This is a genomic window from Streptomyces tibetensis (assembly GCF_007655005.1).
In the GTDB taxonomy this organism is placed as follows: domain Bacteria; phylum Actinomycetota; class Actinomycetes; order Streptomycetales; family Streptomycetaceae; genus Streptomyces; species Streptomyces tibetensis.
In genome coordinates this window covers 1-14,066 of sequence record NZ_SZVW01000033.1, presented here as the reverse complement: position 1 = coordinate 14,066, position 14,066 = coordinate 1, and the positions used below count along the sequence as shown (strand labels likewise).

Below are 14,066 nucleotides of genomic sequence, written 5' to 3'. Positions count from 1 at the left end.
GGGCACCTGTTCCGCTGTCACCCGGCATGGTCAGCCGCCGAGCGCACCGCCCGCGTCGGAAGAGTGCGCCTGTGTGACCATCGTGTCCGTGCTGAGGTGGATCACGCCGTAGTCGTAGGCGTGCCGCCGGTAGACGACACTCGGTTCCTTGGTCTCGGAGTCGACGAACAGATAGAAGTCGTGCCCGACCAGTTCCATCTCGTAGAGAGCCTGGTCGAGGGTCATGGGGGCTGCGACGTGCGTCTTCTCGCGGACGACGATGGGACCGTCACCCTGCACTTCCAGCGAGCCGATCTTCTTCGTGGGTACGGCCTCGGGCTCCTCCTCGGAGGTCGGCACCAGGCCGTTTCCGTTGAGCGTCGCCACGCCCGGGACGTGGTCGGCGACCTCGGCGGCCGGGATCCGGCGCGCGCCTCGGCGCGAGTACCGCTTGTCGTGCTGCCTGCGCAGCCGGGCTTCCAGCTTTTCCGCCGCCAGGTCGAGCGCCGCGTACGGATCGCTCGCCGCTGCCTCCGCCCGGATCACCGGGCCACGGGAGCGGAGCGTGATCTCCACTCGGTCACAACGGTCGGCCTGCCGGGGGTTGGGCTCCTTGGACACCTCGACGTCGAGGCTGATCACCTTGCCATCAAGCTTCTGGATCTTCTCCAGCTTCAGCTTCTCGGCCACGTGCTTCCGGAACCGCTCGGGCACTTCGGTCTTGCGGCCCTTGACGACGATGTCCACGCAGAACTCCGTTCCCGGATCACTCCGCTTCGATGCGGAGCGTCTCCCTTTTGCACCAGGCTCCGGTGAGTCCCGGAACCTCGGACTCGCGGTGACTTCCACCTCCTCCCCCGAGAGCGAGATCTCCACTCCACCGCCGCGAGTGATGAAAAAACTCGCAGTACGGCATTCGGATTGAAGAGGTGTGGCCTGCGGCTTTCCCTCTCAACCGAACATATCTCGCCCGGCCGGATGTCGTCACCCTCTACTGCCGCGTACCTCCGTTCCGGTGAAAAGGCCCTCTCGTTACCTGCAACGACACAAGATCTGAGTCAGTTCCGGTTTATTTCGAAAGAGTCCGGTGAGGCCGCGACGACTGCCGCGCACGCCACGTCGACGACTCCATCGGCGTCGACCACGCCCGCATTCACCTGCCGGGCGGGCCGCCGGCCCGTCCTCTCTCGCCTTGATCCGACGTTCTGTTCTTCTCTGCTTTCCCAGGTCTCTCCCCCGTACACGGCCGAAGTTCCTGCATCGCTCCAAATCGGCCCCGTCGCCCCGGGCGGCGTCCGAGGCCCATGCGAGGCCGCCCGCACGGCGCGCGCGGCCTCCGCCAGGGACGCCCCCGTGGTCATCACGTCGTCGACGAGGACGACCACCCCACCGCGGAGCAGCCGGGCACCTCCCGGGGCCACCGCCAGAGCGCCCGCGAGATTGGCCAGTCGCTGCCGGGAGTTGAGCCCGGACTGGTCGGCCACGGCCCGTCGCTGCCGCAGGACACCGACCACTCGAGCCGCAAGCCCCCTCCGCCGCAACTCACCCGCCGCCGCGAGCGCGATCCGCCGCGCCGGATCATGCCCCCGGGCCCGCACGGCCCGCCTCCCGGACGGCACGGGCACGAGCAGCACGGGAACCCTGCCGCTCCGGGGCCACGCCACCCCGGCCCCCGCCGAAACCGGGACGCCCCGGAGCCCCGCGTACACGGCTCCCGCCAACGCCACCCCGAGCGGCCCCGCGAGCGCCAGGGCGCCCCGCTCCTTGTGGGCCAGCAGCGTCGCCCGGACCTCGTCCGCGTACGGCGCGGCCGTGTACACCCATGGCAGCCCGGGCGGCTCCGGCACCGGCCGCACCCGGTGCACCGCTCCTCCGCTCAGCACCGCACGGCACCGCCGGCACAGCACCGTACGAGGCACCCCGCAGCCTCCGCACTCGCCCGGCAACACCAGGTCGGTGAGGTCCTGCCACCACCCCCGCATGGCCACCACTGTGCCGAGACGGGCCCGGCCCCGCCACCCCTGTGGACAACTTCCTGTGGACAACCAACCGCCCCGCCACCTGCGCATCCCCCACACGAGTGACACCCTGGAGTCACCAGCGAACCCGGGCACGAGCGGTGCCATCAAGGGGGCACCGGCAGACCGGGACGAGCGGCGCCTGCAGAAGTCAGAGCGGCTTCGGACACCCCGACGGCCGCCCCGACGAGACCGACCTCGTCAGGGCTTCGGACACGCCGACGGCCCCCGACGAGACCGACCTCGTCAGCAGCGGCCGCCCGCACCCCGGTCCCACCGGCCCCAGGGGCGGTCACGCCTCACCCCGGATAGACCGGCGCCGTCCCCTCCGTCACCTTCTGCCACTGCTCACCCGACGGCAGGCGGACGATGCCGTCCACCGAGTACGCCACCAGCGGCAGCTGGTCGTCCTCGGCGGCGGTGACCTCCTTGACCCCGGTCAGGGCCGCGGGGGCCGGCACGTCCGGCGTGGAGCCGTCGACCTGGACGTACCGCATCTGCTCCACCCCGCCGTGCTCGCGCCCGACCACCACGAGCCGGCTGTCCCCGGCCCACGACATGGTGGTGACCTCCTCCAACTCCGGCGTCGCGGAGCGCAGTTCCGCCACGCTGACGACCGGCTTCGCACCCGGCTTCTCGTCCCGCTCGATCAGTCCCACGAGCAGGGTCTTCCTGCCGCCCTTCTCCACGACCAGCGCGATCCGCACGCCGTCGGCTGCCACCCGCACGGACTGGATCCGTCCGCCCAGGTGTGGCATGCGCACCTCCACCGGGTCGCCCTTGCCCTCCTGGAAAAGGACCAGCCGGGGATGGTCGGGGTCGCGGTCGGCCACCCACAAGCCGTCGTCCGCGTCCCAGCTGGGGGTCGTCAGCCGGTTCTTCTCGGCACGGCCCTGGCTGCGCAGCACCGGCTCGCCCAGCGAACCGCCCGAGACCAGCGATCCCACGTAGAGCGACTTGCCGTCGAGGCTGACCCCGGCCGCGGTGTGTTCGTCACGCGAGACCGCCACCGACCGCAGCGCCGTCTCGCCCTCTCCGAGCGCTCCGGGCGCCGGGTCGGGCTTGGTGCCGCTGTTGCCCGCGGGGATTCGTACGAGCCGGTGCTCGCCGTCCACGAAGTACAGGTAGTCGGGGTGCCGCGCCGAGCTCCTGGTCGCAGCCGTGTCGGCCTCGCCCTGCGTGAGTGCGCACAGTTCCGACCCGCCGGCCCGCAGCCCCACCTCGTCCACGGCCGGGCTGAGATTCCGCAACGTGAACAGGATCTGGGCGGCCATCTCCCGGCACCGGTTCGCTCCGATGCCCGCGGCCTTGTCGTTCAGCGGGACCGTCAGCCTGTTCCGGTCGTCCGGCGTCAGCGCGCCGGCGTCCTTCGCCAGGGCCGTACCCGTCGGGAAGCTCGACCTGACCACCGGCCCGAGCCATCGCGTGGGCCCCTTGAGTAGGGAGCTCACCACCTGCGTCATGGGCTCCACGCGCCGGCGCACGTAGACGGGGTCGGCGACCGCCGTGGGCTGCGCGTTCGACCCGGTCGCGGTGTTGTTCGAAGCAAAGTAGTACTTGCTGACGGACATGTAGTTGCGCTGGAAGTCCGACTCTCCCATGACGACGCCCTGCGGCAACGCGTCGATCCGCCACTGCTGCTTGGCGTCCTGCGTCAGGTGCACGCTCCTGCCGTACGCCCCGGTGGCCGGCGCGTACGCCTGCTGCGCGTCGACGGTGGCGACCTTGGTGCCGGTCAGCATGTACGAGATCTCGCCGGTGGCCTCCCCGCCGCCCCCCGCCTCGGGCTTGGCGCCCGGCCCGTCGGTCAGCACCGTGGCGGACACCTCGGGCCGCCACGTCTTGGCGGCCTGGCCGGTCAGGTACTGACGAGCGGTCTTGTAATGCGGATCGTCGCTGGTGAGCGCCTCCAGGAAGCCCTGCACGATCTCCGAGGGCGGCGCGTCCTCCCCCGGCGGCACGGCGAACACCCGCACCTGCGTCTCCTGACGCGGGGTGGACTCCACGCCCCGCAGATCCCCGCTGTCCGGCATCGAGGCACATCCCCCCAGCACCAGGACGCCACCGGCGGCGTACGCCATCACGCGCGCGGGCCTGTGCCGGCCGCGCCCCTCGCGGTCAGCGCCCACGAGATGCCTCCCCTTGCCTGTCCACGTCCCCCGGCTCGCTCTCCCGGCCACCAGGGCCCGCGGAGCCGTTGTCCTCGTCCCGCGGCCCTCTCGCCGCCGGGTCCCCTCCGATACGGCCGCCGGCGCCCTCGTCGCGCCCGGTCCCCTCCCGGCCGCTCGGACCCTCATCGGGGGCGGACTGCTTCCCCGGCGCCGCTTCGTCCTGCGGCCGCGTGCCCGAGGCGGGCCTGGGCACCACACGCGAACCATTGCCGGGCAGCGCCGTCGGGTCCGCCGTCGGGGCGACACGCGGAGGTATCGGGTCCCGCTTCGACCCCTGCGGCACCGGTCCGCTCACCGGCTGCGCCGGTACGGTCGCCCGCTTCTCGCCGTCCCCGCCGCACGGCAGTCCGGCGTCGTCGAGACCCCGGTTCCGCCGGGAGTCCTTGGGCTCCAGCGGTATCGGGGAGCCCCGCAGCGGCTCGTCGGCGGTCCTGGGCAGCGTCAGCCGGAACTGCGAGCCGCCGCCCGGCTCGCCCCACGCCTGCAGCCAGCCGCCGTGCAGCCGCGCGTCCTCCAGGGCGATGGACAGCCCCAGACCCGTACCACCCGTGGTACGCGCGCGTGCCGGGTCGGCCCGCCAGAAGCGACTGAACACCCGGGTCGCCTCGCCCGGCTTGAGCCCGACCCCGTAGTCCCTTACCGCCACGGCGACCGCACCGCCCGCCGCGGCGAGCTTGACGACGACGTCCTTGCCGTCGCCGTGCTCCACGGCGTTGACGACGAGGTTGCGCAGTACCCGCTCCACGCGCCGGGCATCGGCCTCGGCGACGACGGGCTGCTGGTCACCGCGGATCCTGATCTGGGTGCCCTTGCGCTCCGCGAGCGGCTCGGCCCCGCTGACCACCCGCCGTACGACGTCCCTGAGGTCTATCGGCTCCGCCTCCAGCGCCGCGGCGCCCGCGTCGAACCGGCTGATCTCCAGCAGGTCCGCGAGCAGCGACTCGAACCGGTCCAGCTGGTCGGCGAGCAGCTCCGCCGACCGCGCGGTGATCGGGTCGAAGTCCTCCCGCGCCTCGTGGATGACGTCCGCGGCCATCCGTACGGTCGTCAGCGGCGTACGCAGTTCGTGCGACACGTCCGACACGAACCGGCGCTGCATCCGCGACAGGTCCTCCAGCTGACTGATCTTCAACTGGAGGTTCTGCGCCATCTTGTTGAAGGCCTCACCGAGCCGTGCGATGTCGTCCTCGCCGGTGACCTTCATACGTTCCTGGAGCCGCCCGGCCGACAGCCGCTCGGCGATCCCGGCCGCCATCCGCACCGGCGTGACGACCTGCCGTACGACGAGCCATGCGATGGCCCCGAGCAGGACGACGACGAACAGCCCGGCCGTCGCCAGCGTGCCCTTGACCAGGCTCAGCGACTTCTCCTCCTGAGTCAGCGGGAAGAGGTAGTACAGCTGGTACGGGTCGCCGTTGGGGTCGTTGACCTGCTTGCCGATGACAAGGCCCGGCTGGGAGTCCTGGGTCTCGTTGTTGTAGACGATCCGCGTGTAGCTCTGCGCGGCCGTCGTACTGCTGCCGATCCGCTCACGCAGGTCGGCCGGCACGCTCTTGCTCCAGTTCACCTCGCCCGAGGCACGCGGTCCACGCCCGCCGGTGCCGTCCGCGTCGGAGACCGGGAGCGTGACCACGTCAAAGGCGCCCTGGCCACCGCTGGACAGCGACGAGACGAGGTCGCTCATCCACTGGATGACGTTCTGCGCGGGCCGGCCGTCCGCCGTGGCGACATCGTCACCCGTGCCGCTCGCCGCCTCGTCGGCCCGCTGCTTGGCCACCGCGAACCCGCCCGTCGCCTGGCTCTGGGACGCCTTCACCTTGGCGTCCAGCAGACCGTTGCGCACCTGCCCGATGACGACGAAGCCCAGCAGCAGCACCACGCCCAGCGACATCAGCAGTGTCGTGACGACGACCTTGAGCTGGATGTTGCGCCGCCACAGCCGCATGACGGGCAGCAGCGGCCGGCGCACCCACCGCATGAACAGGCGGATGACCGGGCTGCCCTGCATTCCGCCCTGGAGCAGCAGCCCGCTCTCCAGGAACCGACCCCAGCGGGAGCCGGACCTCTTCCGCCCGACAGGCCGCTCCGGGCGGGCCCCGGACCGGCCGGGCGCCGAAGCGGCACTGTCGCCGGACATGTCAGCTCGGCCCTGCCTTGTACCCGACGCCACGGACGGTCACCACGATCTCCGGCTTCTCCGGGTCCTTCTCGACCTTGGAGCGCAGCCGCTGCACATGGACGTTGACCAGCCGCGTGTCCGCCGCGTGCCGGTAGCCCCAGACCTGCTCGAGCAGCACCTCACGCGTGAACACCTGCCACGGCTTGCGCGCGAGCGCGACCAGCAGGTCGAACTCCAGCGGCGTCAGCGCGATCGACTGCCCCTCCCGCTTCACGGAGTGCCCCGCCACGTCGATGACCAGGTCACCGATGGCGAGCTGCTCCGGAGCGGGCTCCTCCGACCTCCGGAGCCGCGCCCGGATCCGGGCCACCAGCTCCTTCGGCTTGAACGGCTTCACGATGTAGTCGTCGGCACCCGATTCCAGGCCCACGACCACGTCGACGGTGTCGCTCTTCGCCGTCAGCATCACGATCGGCACACCCGACTCCGCCCTGATCAGACGGCACACCTCGATGCCGTCCCGGCCGGGCAGCATCAGATCGAGCAGCACCAGATCGGGCTTGGCCTCACGGAACGCGGCCAGCGCCTTGTCACCGTCGGCCACGAACGACGGCTCGAAACCCTCACCACGCAGCACAATGCCGAGCATCTCGGCCAGTGCGGTGTCGTCGTCGACGACAAGGACTCGTCCCTTCATAAACGACATCATCCCATTCTCATAACAGTGGCGAAGGCAGTGGTGAGGTAGGTCACCGGCCAGTGACCATAGTCGCAGCAAGCGCTACTGTCTGCCCTCGCCCGCCCCCAGATGATCTCCGGCAGGGCCGCGAGGCGAGGGCGCCTGAGCCCGCCCCCCACCCCGCGCACCCTGCGCAGGGCCCGACTCAGCCCGCCGCCACCCGGCGCGACCGCGCACACACCTCCGCGAGTGCCTCAGCCGTCACAGGCGAAACGACACCCTCCTCCGTGACGATCGCCGTCACCAGCTCGGCCGGAGTCACGTCGAACGCCGGGTTGTACGCCTGCGTTCCCAGCGGCGCCACCGGAATCCCACCGCCCGCCTCCACACCCACCACCGGCACCTGCGGCGCCGTCACCTCGGTCACCTCGTGCCCGGGACGCTGCTCCACCTCGACGGACGCCCCGTCCGCCGTGTCCAGATCCACCGTCGTCACCGGCGCCACCACGATGAACGGCACATGGTGGTACCGCGCCAGCACCGCCAGCGGATAGCTCCCGACCTTGTTCGCCACCGAACCGTCCGCCGTGATGCGGTCCGCCCCGATCAGCACCGCGTCCACCTCCCCGGCAGCGAACAGCGACCCCGCCGCGTTGTCGGTGAGCAGCGTGTACGCCATCCCGCTGCGAGCCGCCTCGTACGCCGTCAGGCGAGCGCCCTGCAGCAGCGGCCGCGTCTCGTCCACCCACAGCCGCCGCAGCCGCCCCGTCCGGTGCGCCGCGAGCGCCACCGCGAACGCCGTCCCCTCCCCGCCCGACACCAGCGAACCGGTGTTGCAGTGGGTGAGAACCCGGTGTCCCCCGCCCGGCAGCAGCTCGTCCAGCAGCGCCAGCCCGTGCTCGGCCATCCGCCCACTGGCCTCGGCGTCCTCCCGGTGCAGCTGCCGGGCCGCGGCCAGCGCCGCCGCGGCCGCCTGCCGGACGTCACCGCCCTTGGCGAGCGCCGCCTCGTGCGCCGACTGCGCCCGGCGCACGCCCACCGCCAGGTTCACCGCGGTCGGCCGGGCACCCGCAAGCGCGGCCGCCGCCTCGTCCACGTCGAAGCCCCGCACGGCGGCGAGCGCGACACCGTACGCCCCCGCGATGCCGAGCAGCGGTGCCCCGCGCACGGCCAGCGAGCGGATCGCCTCCACGAGTGCGGACGCGTCCGTACAGACCAGTTCGACCTCCTCGGCAGGCAGCCTCGTCTGGTCCAACAGGACCAGAACAGGGCCTTCCGGTGGCTCTTCCCAGCGGATCGCCGGGATCTCGGTCGGCCGCTTGTCATCGCCGCTGTGCGCGTACTGATCAGCCATGCCGTCAGTCTGCCCCCTATCGAGCGGACAATTGAAGGTACGCAGCCCATACCGCGGCCGGTCACCCGAAGACCACCCCATGGCACGATGGCTGCCAACCTGCCACCGCGACCGCGGACGGGCACCGTGAAGGAGCGACGATGAACGACACTCCGGGCTGGGCCTCGCCCGGATCCGCCCCGTCCGACGGCCAGAAGCCGGAGCAGTCCGGCCCTGCCGAGCCCACCGACCGCCCCGGCCCCACACAGCCCGAGGAACAGCCCCCACCGGCCCAGTGGTCCGCCCCCAGCGGCCCGACCGCCCCAGGCCAGGCTCCCCCGCCCCCGCCCCCGCCTCCCGGCCCGGGCTGGGGCAACCAGCCCCCCGGCGGCTACGGCCCCGCAGGCCACGGCGGATACCGCACGCCCGGAGCTCACGGCGGCTGGGGAAGCGGCTGGGGCGGCCCCCCGCCCGCCGCCAAGCCCGGCGTCATCCCCCTCCGCCCGCTCGGCGTGGGCGAGATCCTCGACGGCGCGGTCTCCACCATGCGCACCTACTGGCGCACGGTCCTCGGCATCTCGCTCACCGTTGCCGTCCTCACCGAGGTCATCGTCGTCCTGTTCCAGGGCCTCGTCCTGGACGACACCAGCACCGACGCCCTCAACGACCCCAGTGCCAGCCTCAGCGAGCTGAGCCGCGCCATGGGCGACGCCATGCTCAACTCCACCGTCGTCTTCGTGATCTCCCTGGTCGGCACCGTCATCGCGACCGCCCTGCTCACCACCGTCACCAGCCGCGCCGTCCTCGGCAAGTCGGTGACCATCGGCGAGGCCTGGCGGGACGCCCGCCCTCAGGTCCTCAAACTCTTCGGTCTCATCTGCCTGTTGCTGCTCATCACCGCCGGCATCGTCACCGTGGGCACCCTGCCCGGCATCCTCGTCGGCGTCGCCGTGAACGGCGGAGCAGGTGTCGCCCTCACCGTCCTGGGCGTCATCGGCGCCGGCATCGTCGCCCTCTGGCTGATGATCCGCTTCTCCCTCGCCTCTCCCGCCCTCATGCTGGAGAAGCAGGGCATCAAGAAGGCCATGAGCCGCTCCGCGAAGCTCGTCCAGGGCACCTGGTGGCGAATCTTCGGCATCCAGCTGCTCGCCACGATCATCGCGAACGTCGTCGCCTCGATCATCGTCATCCCGTTCACCCTCCTCGCCGCCGCCCTCAGCGGGGACGGCCTCACCGGCTGGCTCAACACCGGTGTCGGCAGCCTGGGCTGGACGTTCCTCATCGTCAGCGGCATCGGTTCGGTGATCGGCTCCATGATCACCTTCCCGATCACGGCGGGCGTCACCGTGCTCCTCTACATCGACCAGCGCATCCGCCGCGAGGCCCTCGACCTCGAACTGGCCCGCGCCGCCGGCGTCCAGGGCTACGGCTCCACCGCCCCCGGCGCCACCCCGGGGAGCTGATGCGGTGAGCCGGGCGGGGGAACTTCTCACAACGGCGCTGCCACGCGCCGGCATACGAACGCTGCTGCGCGCCGGCGACACCTCGCTGCTGTCACCGGCCCGCTCCTCGGACGAGCCGCCCCTCACCATTGCGCGCGACCCCGCGCGCGAGGCGGCCCGACGCGAGCTGTCCAAGCGGATGTACCACGAGAACGACCCCAGCCTCTTCCAGCGCGCCCTCGACGCCTTCTGGGACTGGCTCGGCAAACTCCTCAACGCCGCCTCGGACGCCACCCCCGGCGGCACACTCGGCCTGCTCGTCATCGTCCTGGCCGTCGTCGCCGTCCTGGCCGCCCTGTGGTGGCGCCTGGGCATCCCACGCCGCCAACCCACCTCGTCCGCAGCCCTGTTCGACGACTCGCCCCGCAGCGCCGCCGACCACCGCGCCGCCGCCGAGGCACACGCCGCCCAGGGCCACTGGAGCCAGGCCGTCCAGGAACGCATGCGGGCCCTCGTCCGCGCCCTCGAAGAACGCGCCCTCCTCGACGTCCGCCCCGGCCGCACCGCCGACGAGGCAGCGGCCGAAGCCGGCCGGGCCCTGCCCGCCCACACCGACCGACTGCGCACCGCCGCCAGCGACTTCGACGACGTCACATACGGCGGCCGCTCGGCGACCGAGCAGTCGTACCACCGCATCGCCGAACTCGACCGCGACCTGGAACGCACCAAACCCCAGCTCGCGACGAGCAGCGCCACCACGGCCCCCCACACCCGCCAGGGAGCCGCCGAATGACCACCGAGGCCACCCTCACGTCCACGTCGGCCTCGCCCACCGCCCGCCAGGTGTGGACCCGCGCGCGCGGCATCGCCCTCGCCCTCGTGGTGCTCCTCGCGGGAGCGATCGCCATCGCCGTCATCCGCTCCGACGCCCGCCACGGCGAACTCGACCCGCGCTCCGCCGACCCCTACGGCAGCCGGGCCGTCGCCGAACTCCTCGCCGACCGGGGCGTGGACACCCGCGTGGTCACCACTCTCGACGAGGCAGCCGCCGCGGCCGGCCCGGACACCACCCTTCTGGTCGCCGTCCCCGACCTGCTGACTCCCAGTCAACAGACTCGGCTGCACAAGGCCTTCGCCGCATCCCACGGCCGCACGGTCCTGGTCGCCTCCGGCAGCGCCTCCATCGAACGGCTCGCCCCCGGTGTCACCGCCGACCCCGCGACCAGCCTCGACTCGACGCTCGCCCCCGACTGCACCCTGCCCGCCGCCCGGCGCGCCGGTACCGCCGACACAGGCGGCGTCCGCTACTCCACCACCCACCTCGGCGCCGACCCGTGCTACCCCAGCGAACGCCTGGCCACCCTGCTGCGCATCCCGGACAAGCGCGGGGACGGCGACACCGTCGCCCTCGGCGCGCCCGACATCCTCCTCAACGACCGCCTCGACGAGCACGGCAACGCCTCGCTCGCCCTGCAACTCCTCGGCTCCCGCCCCCATCTGGTCTGGTACCTCCCCTCGCTCTCCGACGCGTCGGCCACCGGCCCCGACGACGAACGCAGCTTCGTCGACCTGCTCCCCTCGGGCTGGCTCTGGGGCACCCTGCAACTCTTCATCGCCGCAGCCCTGGCCGCCCTCTGGCGGGCACGCCGACTCGGCCCCCTCGTGCCCGAAAAACTCCCCGTCGCGATCCGCGCCTCCGAAACCGCCGAAGGCCGAGCCCGCCTCTACCGCAAGACCGACGCCCGCGACCGCGCGGCCAACGCTCTTCGCTCCACCACCCGCACCCGCCTCGCCCCCCTCACCGGCGTCCCCGTCACCCAGGCGCACGCGCCCGAGGCCCTGCTCCCCGCCCTGTCCGCCCACCTCCACGGCGACGGCCAGGACCTGCACACCCTCCTCTTCGGACCACCGCCCAGCGACGACGCAGCACTCATCGCACTCGCCGACCGACTCGACGCCCTCGAAAGAGAGGTACGCCGTCCATGATGGACCCGACCACTGACAACGCCGGGAACACCGGGGGCCCGGGCTCCGCCCGAGATGCCCTGGAGGCCCTGCGCGCCGAGATCGCCAAGGCCGTGGTCGGCCAGGACCCCGCCGTCACCGGCCTCGTCGTCGCCCTGCTCTGCCGCGGCCACGTCCTCCTCGAAGGCGTGCCGGGCGTCGCCAAGACCCTCCTGGTCCGCGCCCTGGCCTCCGCCCTCGAACTCGACACCAAACGCGTCCAGTTCACCCCCGACCTGATGCCCAGCGACGTCACCGGCTCCCTGGTCTACGACACCCGCAGCGCCGAATTCTCCTTCCAGCCCGGCCCGGTCTTCACCAACCTCCTCCTCGCCGACGAGATCAACCGCACGCCCCCCAAGACCCAGTCGTCCCTCCTGGAAGCCATGGAGGAACGCCAGGTCACCGTCGACGGCACCCCCCGTCCCCTCCCCGACCCGTTCCTGGTCGCCGCGACCCAGAACCCGGTCGAGTACGAGGGCACCTACCCCCTCCCGGAAGCCCAGCTGGACCGCTTCCTCCTCAAACTGACCATCCCCCTCCCCTCCCGCCAGGACGAGATCGCCGTCCTCACCCGCCACGCCGAGGGCTTCAACCCACGTGACCTCCACGCCGCCGGCGTACGCCCCGTAGCGGGCCCCGCCGACCTGGAAGCGGCCCGGGCCGCGGTCGCCAAGACGACCGTCTCCCCCGAGATCACCGCCTACGTCGTCGACATCTGCCGCGCCACCCGCGAGTCGCCGTCCCTCACCCTCGGGGTCTCCCCCCGAGGTGCCACGGCCCTCCTGGCCACGGCCCGCGCCTGGGCCTGGCTGACCGGCCGCGACTACGTCATCCCCGACGACGTGAAGGCCCTCGCCCTTCCCACCCTCCGGCACCGCGTACAACTGCGCCCGGAGGCCGAGATGGAAGGCGTGACGGCCGACTCCGTCATCAACGCGATCCTCGCCCACGTCCCCGTCCCCCGCTGATGGCACTCACCGGACGCGCCGCCCTCCTCGCGGCCCTGGGCTCCCTGCCCGTCGGCATCTGGGAGCCCAGCTGGACGGGCATCCTGGCGGTCAACGCTCCGCTGGCCGTGGCGTGCGCCTGCGACTTCGCGCTGGCCGCCCCCGTACGTCGGCTTGGCCTGACCCGCTCCGGCGACACCTCCGTACGCCTCGGCGACACGGCGGACGTGACCCTCACCGTCACCAACCCGTCCCGCCGCCGTCTCCGGGCCCGGCTCCGCGACGCCTGGCCCCCCAGCAGCTGGAAGCCGGGTACGGAGATCACGGCCTCCCGCCACCGCCTCACGGTCCCCCCGGGCGAACGCCGCCGCGTGACCACCCGCCTCAGCCCCACCCGCCGAGGCGACCGCCAAGCCGACCGCGTCACCATCCGCTCCTATGGCCCCCTCGGCCTCTTCTCCCGCCAGGGCACCCACAAGGCCCCCTGGACGGTTCGCGTCCTGCCCCCGTTCACCAGCCGCAAGCACCTGCCGTCGAAGCTGGCCCGCCTCCGCGAACTGGACGGCCGCACGAGCGTCCTCACCCGCGGTGAGGGCACGGAGTTCGACAGCCTGCGCGAGTACGTCCCGGGCGACGACACCCGTTCCATCGACTGGCGCGCCACAGCCCGCCAGACCACCGTCGCCGTACGGACCTGGCGCCCCGAGCGCGACCGCCACATTCTGCTGGTCCTGGACACCGGCCGTACCTCGGCCGGCCGGGTGGGCGACGCACCCCGCCTCGATGCCTCCATGGACGCGGCCCTTCTCCTCGCAGCCCTCGCCTCCCGCGCAGGCGACCGCGTCGATCTCCTCGCCTACGACCGGAAAGTCCGCGCCCTCGTCCAGGGCCGCACCGCGGGCGATGTCCTTCACGCTCTGGTCAACGCGATGGCCACACTCGAGCCGGAGCTCGTCGAAACGAATGCCCGGGGCCTGACGGCCACCGCCCTGCGCACGTCCCCTCGCCGCTCCCTGATCGTCCTGCTGACGACCCTGGACGCTGCCCCCATTGAGGAGGGTCTGCTTCCGGTCCTCTCTCAGCTCACCCAGCGCCACATGGTCCTGCTGGCCTCGGTGGCGGACCCGCACATCAGTGAAATGGCCAAGGCCCGCGGAAATGTGGACGCCGTCTATGAGGCAGCCGCAGCCGCCCAGGCCCAGTCGGAGCGCCACCGCACGGCAGAGCAACTCCGCCACCACGGTGTCACGGTCGTCGATGCCACACCGGACGACCTGGCGCCGGCGTTGGCGGATGCGTACTTGGCCTTGAAGGCGGCCGGACGCCTTTAACAAACAGCGAGCCCGCGAAAGGGGGCCCTAAACGCAGAAA

Annotated in this window: 11 protein-coding genes; 5 read left to right on the top strand and 6 right to left on the bottom strand. The window is 72.1% G+C overall.

The annotated features are described in order from the left end of the window. Positions 1-30: 30 nt before the first annotated feature. The 6 genes from hpf to mtnA form a co-directional block, all read right to left on the bottom strand. Entirely contained in the window at positions 31-726 is a 696-nt protein-coding gene (gene hpf / locus FDO69_RS38775) for a ribosome hibernation-promoting factor, HPF/YfiA family (protein WP_104788405.1), read from the bottom strand. A gap of 311 nt (positions 727-1,037) precedes the next feature. Beyond that, complete coding sequence (locus FDO69_RS38770) at positions 1,038-1,961, bottom strand: ComF family protein (protein WP_104788402.1); 924 nt, start codon at positions 1,959-1,961, stop codon at positions 1,038-1,040. Between the two features lie 335 nt (positions 1,962-2,296). Further along, the gene (locus tag FDO69_RS38765; protein ID WP_104788399.1) at positions 2,297-4,126 is read right to left on the bottom strand and encodes an LpqB family beta-propeller domain-containing protein; all 1,830 of its coding nucleotides are present in this window, start codon (positions 4,124-4,126) and stop codon (positions 2,297-2,299) included. Next, positions 4,116-6,305: an MtrAB system histidine kinase MtrB gene (gene mtrB, locus FDO69_RS38760; protein ID WP_234388288.1), complete on the bottom strand. Its 2,190-nt coding sequence runs from the start codon at positions 6,303-6,305 to the stop codon at positions 4,116-4,118. The genes FDO69_RS38765 and mtrB overlap by 11 nt, the downstream gene beginning before the upstream one ends. Before the next feature lies 1 nt (position 6,306). Continuing rightward, positions 6,307-6,996: a two-component system response regulator MtrA gene (gene mtrA, locus FDO69_RS38755; RefSeq protein WP_193478414.1), complete on the bottom strand. Its 690-nt coding sequence runs from the start codon at positions 6,994-6,996 to the stop codon at positions 6,307-6,309. Positions 6,997-7,171: 175 nt separating this feature from the next. Continuing rightward, the gene (mtnA, locus tag FDO69_RS38750; RefSeq protein WP_104788393.1) at positions 7,172-8,320 is read right to left on the bottom strand and encodes an S-methyl-5-thioribose-1-phosphate isomerase; all 1,149 of its coding nucleotides are present in this window, start codon (positions 8,318-8,320) and stop codon (positions 7,172-7,174) included. A gap of 140 nt (positions 8,321-8,460) precedes the next feature. Between mtnA and FDO69_RS38745 the strand changes: the two genes are divergently transcribed. From FDO69_RS38745 to FDO69_RS38725, 5 genes are read left to right on the top strand one after another with little or no spacing between them, the layout of a single operon-like run. Further along, the gene (locus FDO69_RS38745) at positions 8,461-9,762 is read left to right on the top strand and encodes a DUF7847 domain-containing protein (RefSeq protein WP_104788391.1); all 1,302 of its coding nucleotides are present in this window, start codon (positions 8,461-8,463) and stop codon (positions 9,760-9,762) included. A 4-nt stretch (positions 9,763-9,766) separates the two neighbouring features. Further along, positions 9,767-10,534 (top strand): DUF4129 domain-containing protein, encoded by a 768-nt coding sequence (locus FDO69_RS38740; protein ID WP_104788388.1) that lies wholly within the window; start codon positions 9,767-9,769, stop codon positions 10,532-10,534. After that, complete coding sequence (locus FDO69_RS38735) at positions 10,531-11,727, top strand: DUF4350 domain-containing protein (protein WP_104788385.1); 1,197 nt, start codon at positions 10,531-10,533, stop codon at positions 11,725-11,727. The genes FDO69_RS38740 and FDO69_RS38735 overlap by 4 nt, the downstream gene beginning before the upstream one ends. Continuing rightward, positions 11,727-12,716, top strand: coding sequence for an AAA family ATPase (locus tag FDO69_RS38730; protein WP_104788382.1), 990 nt, complete (start codon positions 11,727-11,729; stop codon positions 12,714-12,716). The genes FDO69_RS38735 and FDO69_RS38730 overlap by 1 nt, the downstream gene beginning before the upstream one ends. Further along, entirely contained in the window at positions 12,716-14,026 is a 1,311-nt protein-coding gene (locus FDO69_RS38725; protein ID WP_104788379.1) for a DUF58 domain-containing protein, read from the top strand. The genes FDO69_RS38730 and FDO69_RS38725 overlap by 1 nt, the downstream gene beginning before the upstream one ends. Positions 14,027-14,066 lie beyond the last annotated feature (40 nt).

Bases quoted from the DNA above. Each gene is read 5' to 3' on its own strand.
- FDO69_RS38770 (WP_104788402.1), bottom strand. From the start codon at position 1,961: ATGCGGGGGTGGTGGCAGGACCTCACCGACCTGGTGTTGCCGGGCGAG.
- mtrB (WP_234388288.1), bottom strand. From the start codon at position 6,305: ATGTCCGGCGACAGTGCCGCTTCGGCGCCCGGCCGGTCCGGGGCCCGC.
- mtrA (WP_193478414.1), bottom strand. From the start codon at position 6,996: ATGATGTCGTTTATGAAGGGACGAGTCCTTGTCGTCGACGACGACACC.
- mtnA (WP_104788393.1), bottom strand. From the start codon at position 8,320: ATGGCTGATCAGTACGCGCACAGCGGCGATGACAAGCGGCCGACCGAG.
- FDO69_RS38745 (WP_104788391.1), top strand. From the start codon at position 8,461: ATGAACGACACTCCGGGCTGGGCCTCGCCCGGATCCGCCCCGTCCGAC.
- FDO69_RS38735 (WP_104788385.1), top strand. From the start codon at position 10,531: ATGACCACCGAGGCCACCCTCACGTCCACGTCGGCCTCGCCCACCGCC.
- FDO69_RS38730 (WP_104788382.1), top strand. From the start codon at position 11,727: ATGGACCCGACCACTGACAACGCCGGGAACACCGGGGGCCCGGGCTCC.
- FDO69_RS38725 (WP_104788379.1), top strand. From the start codon at position 12,716: ATGGCACTCACCGGACGCGCCGCCCTCCTCGCGGCCCTGGGCTCCCTG.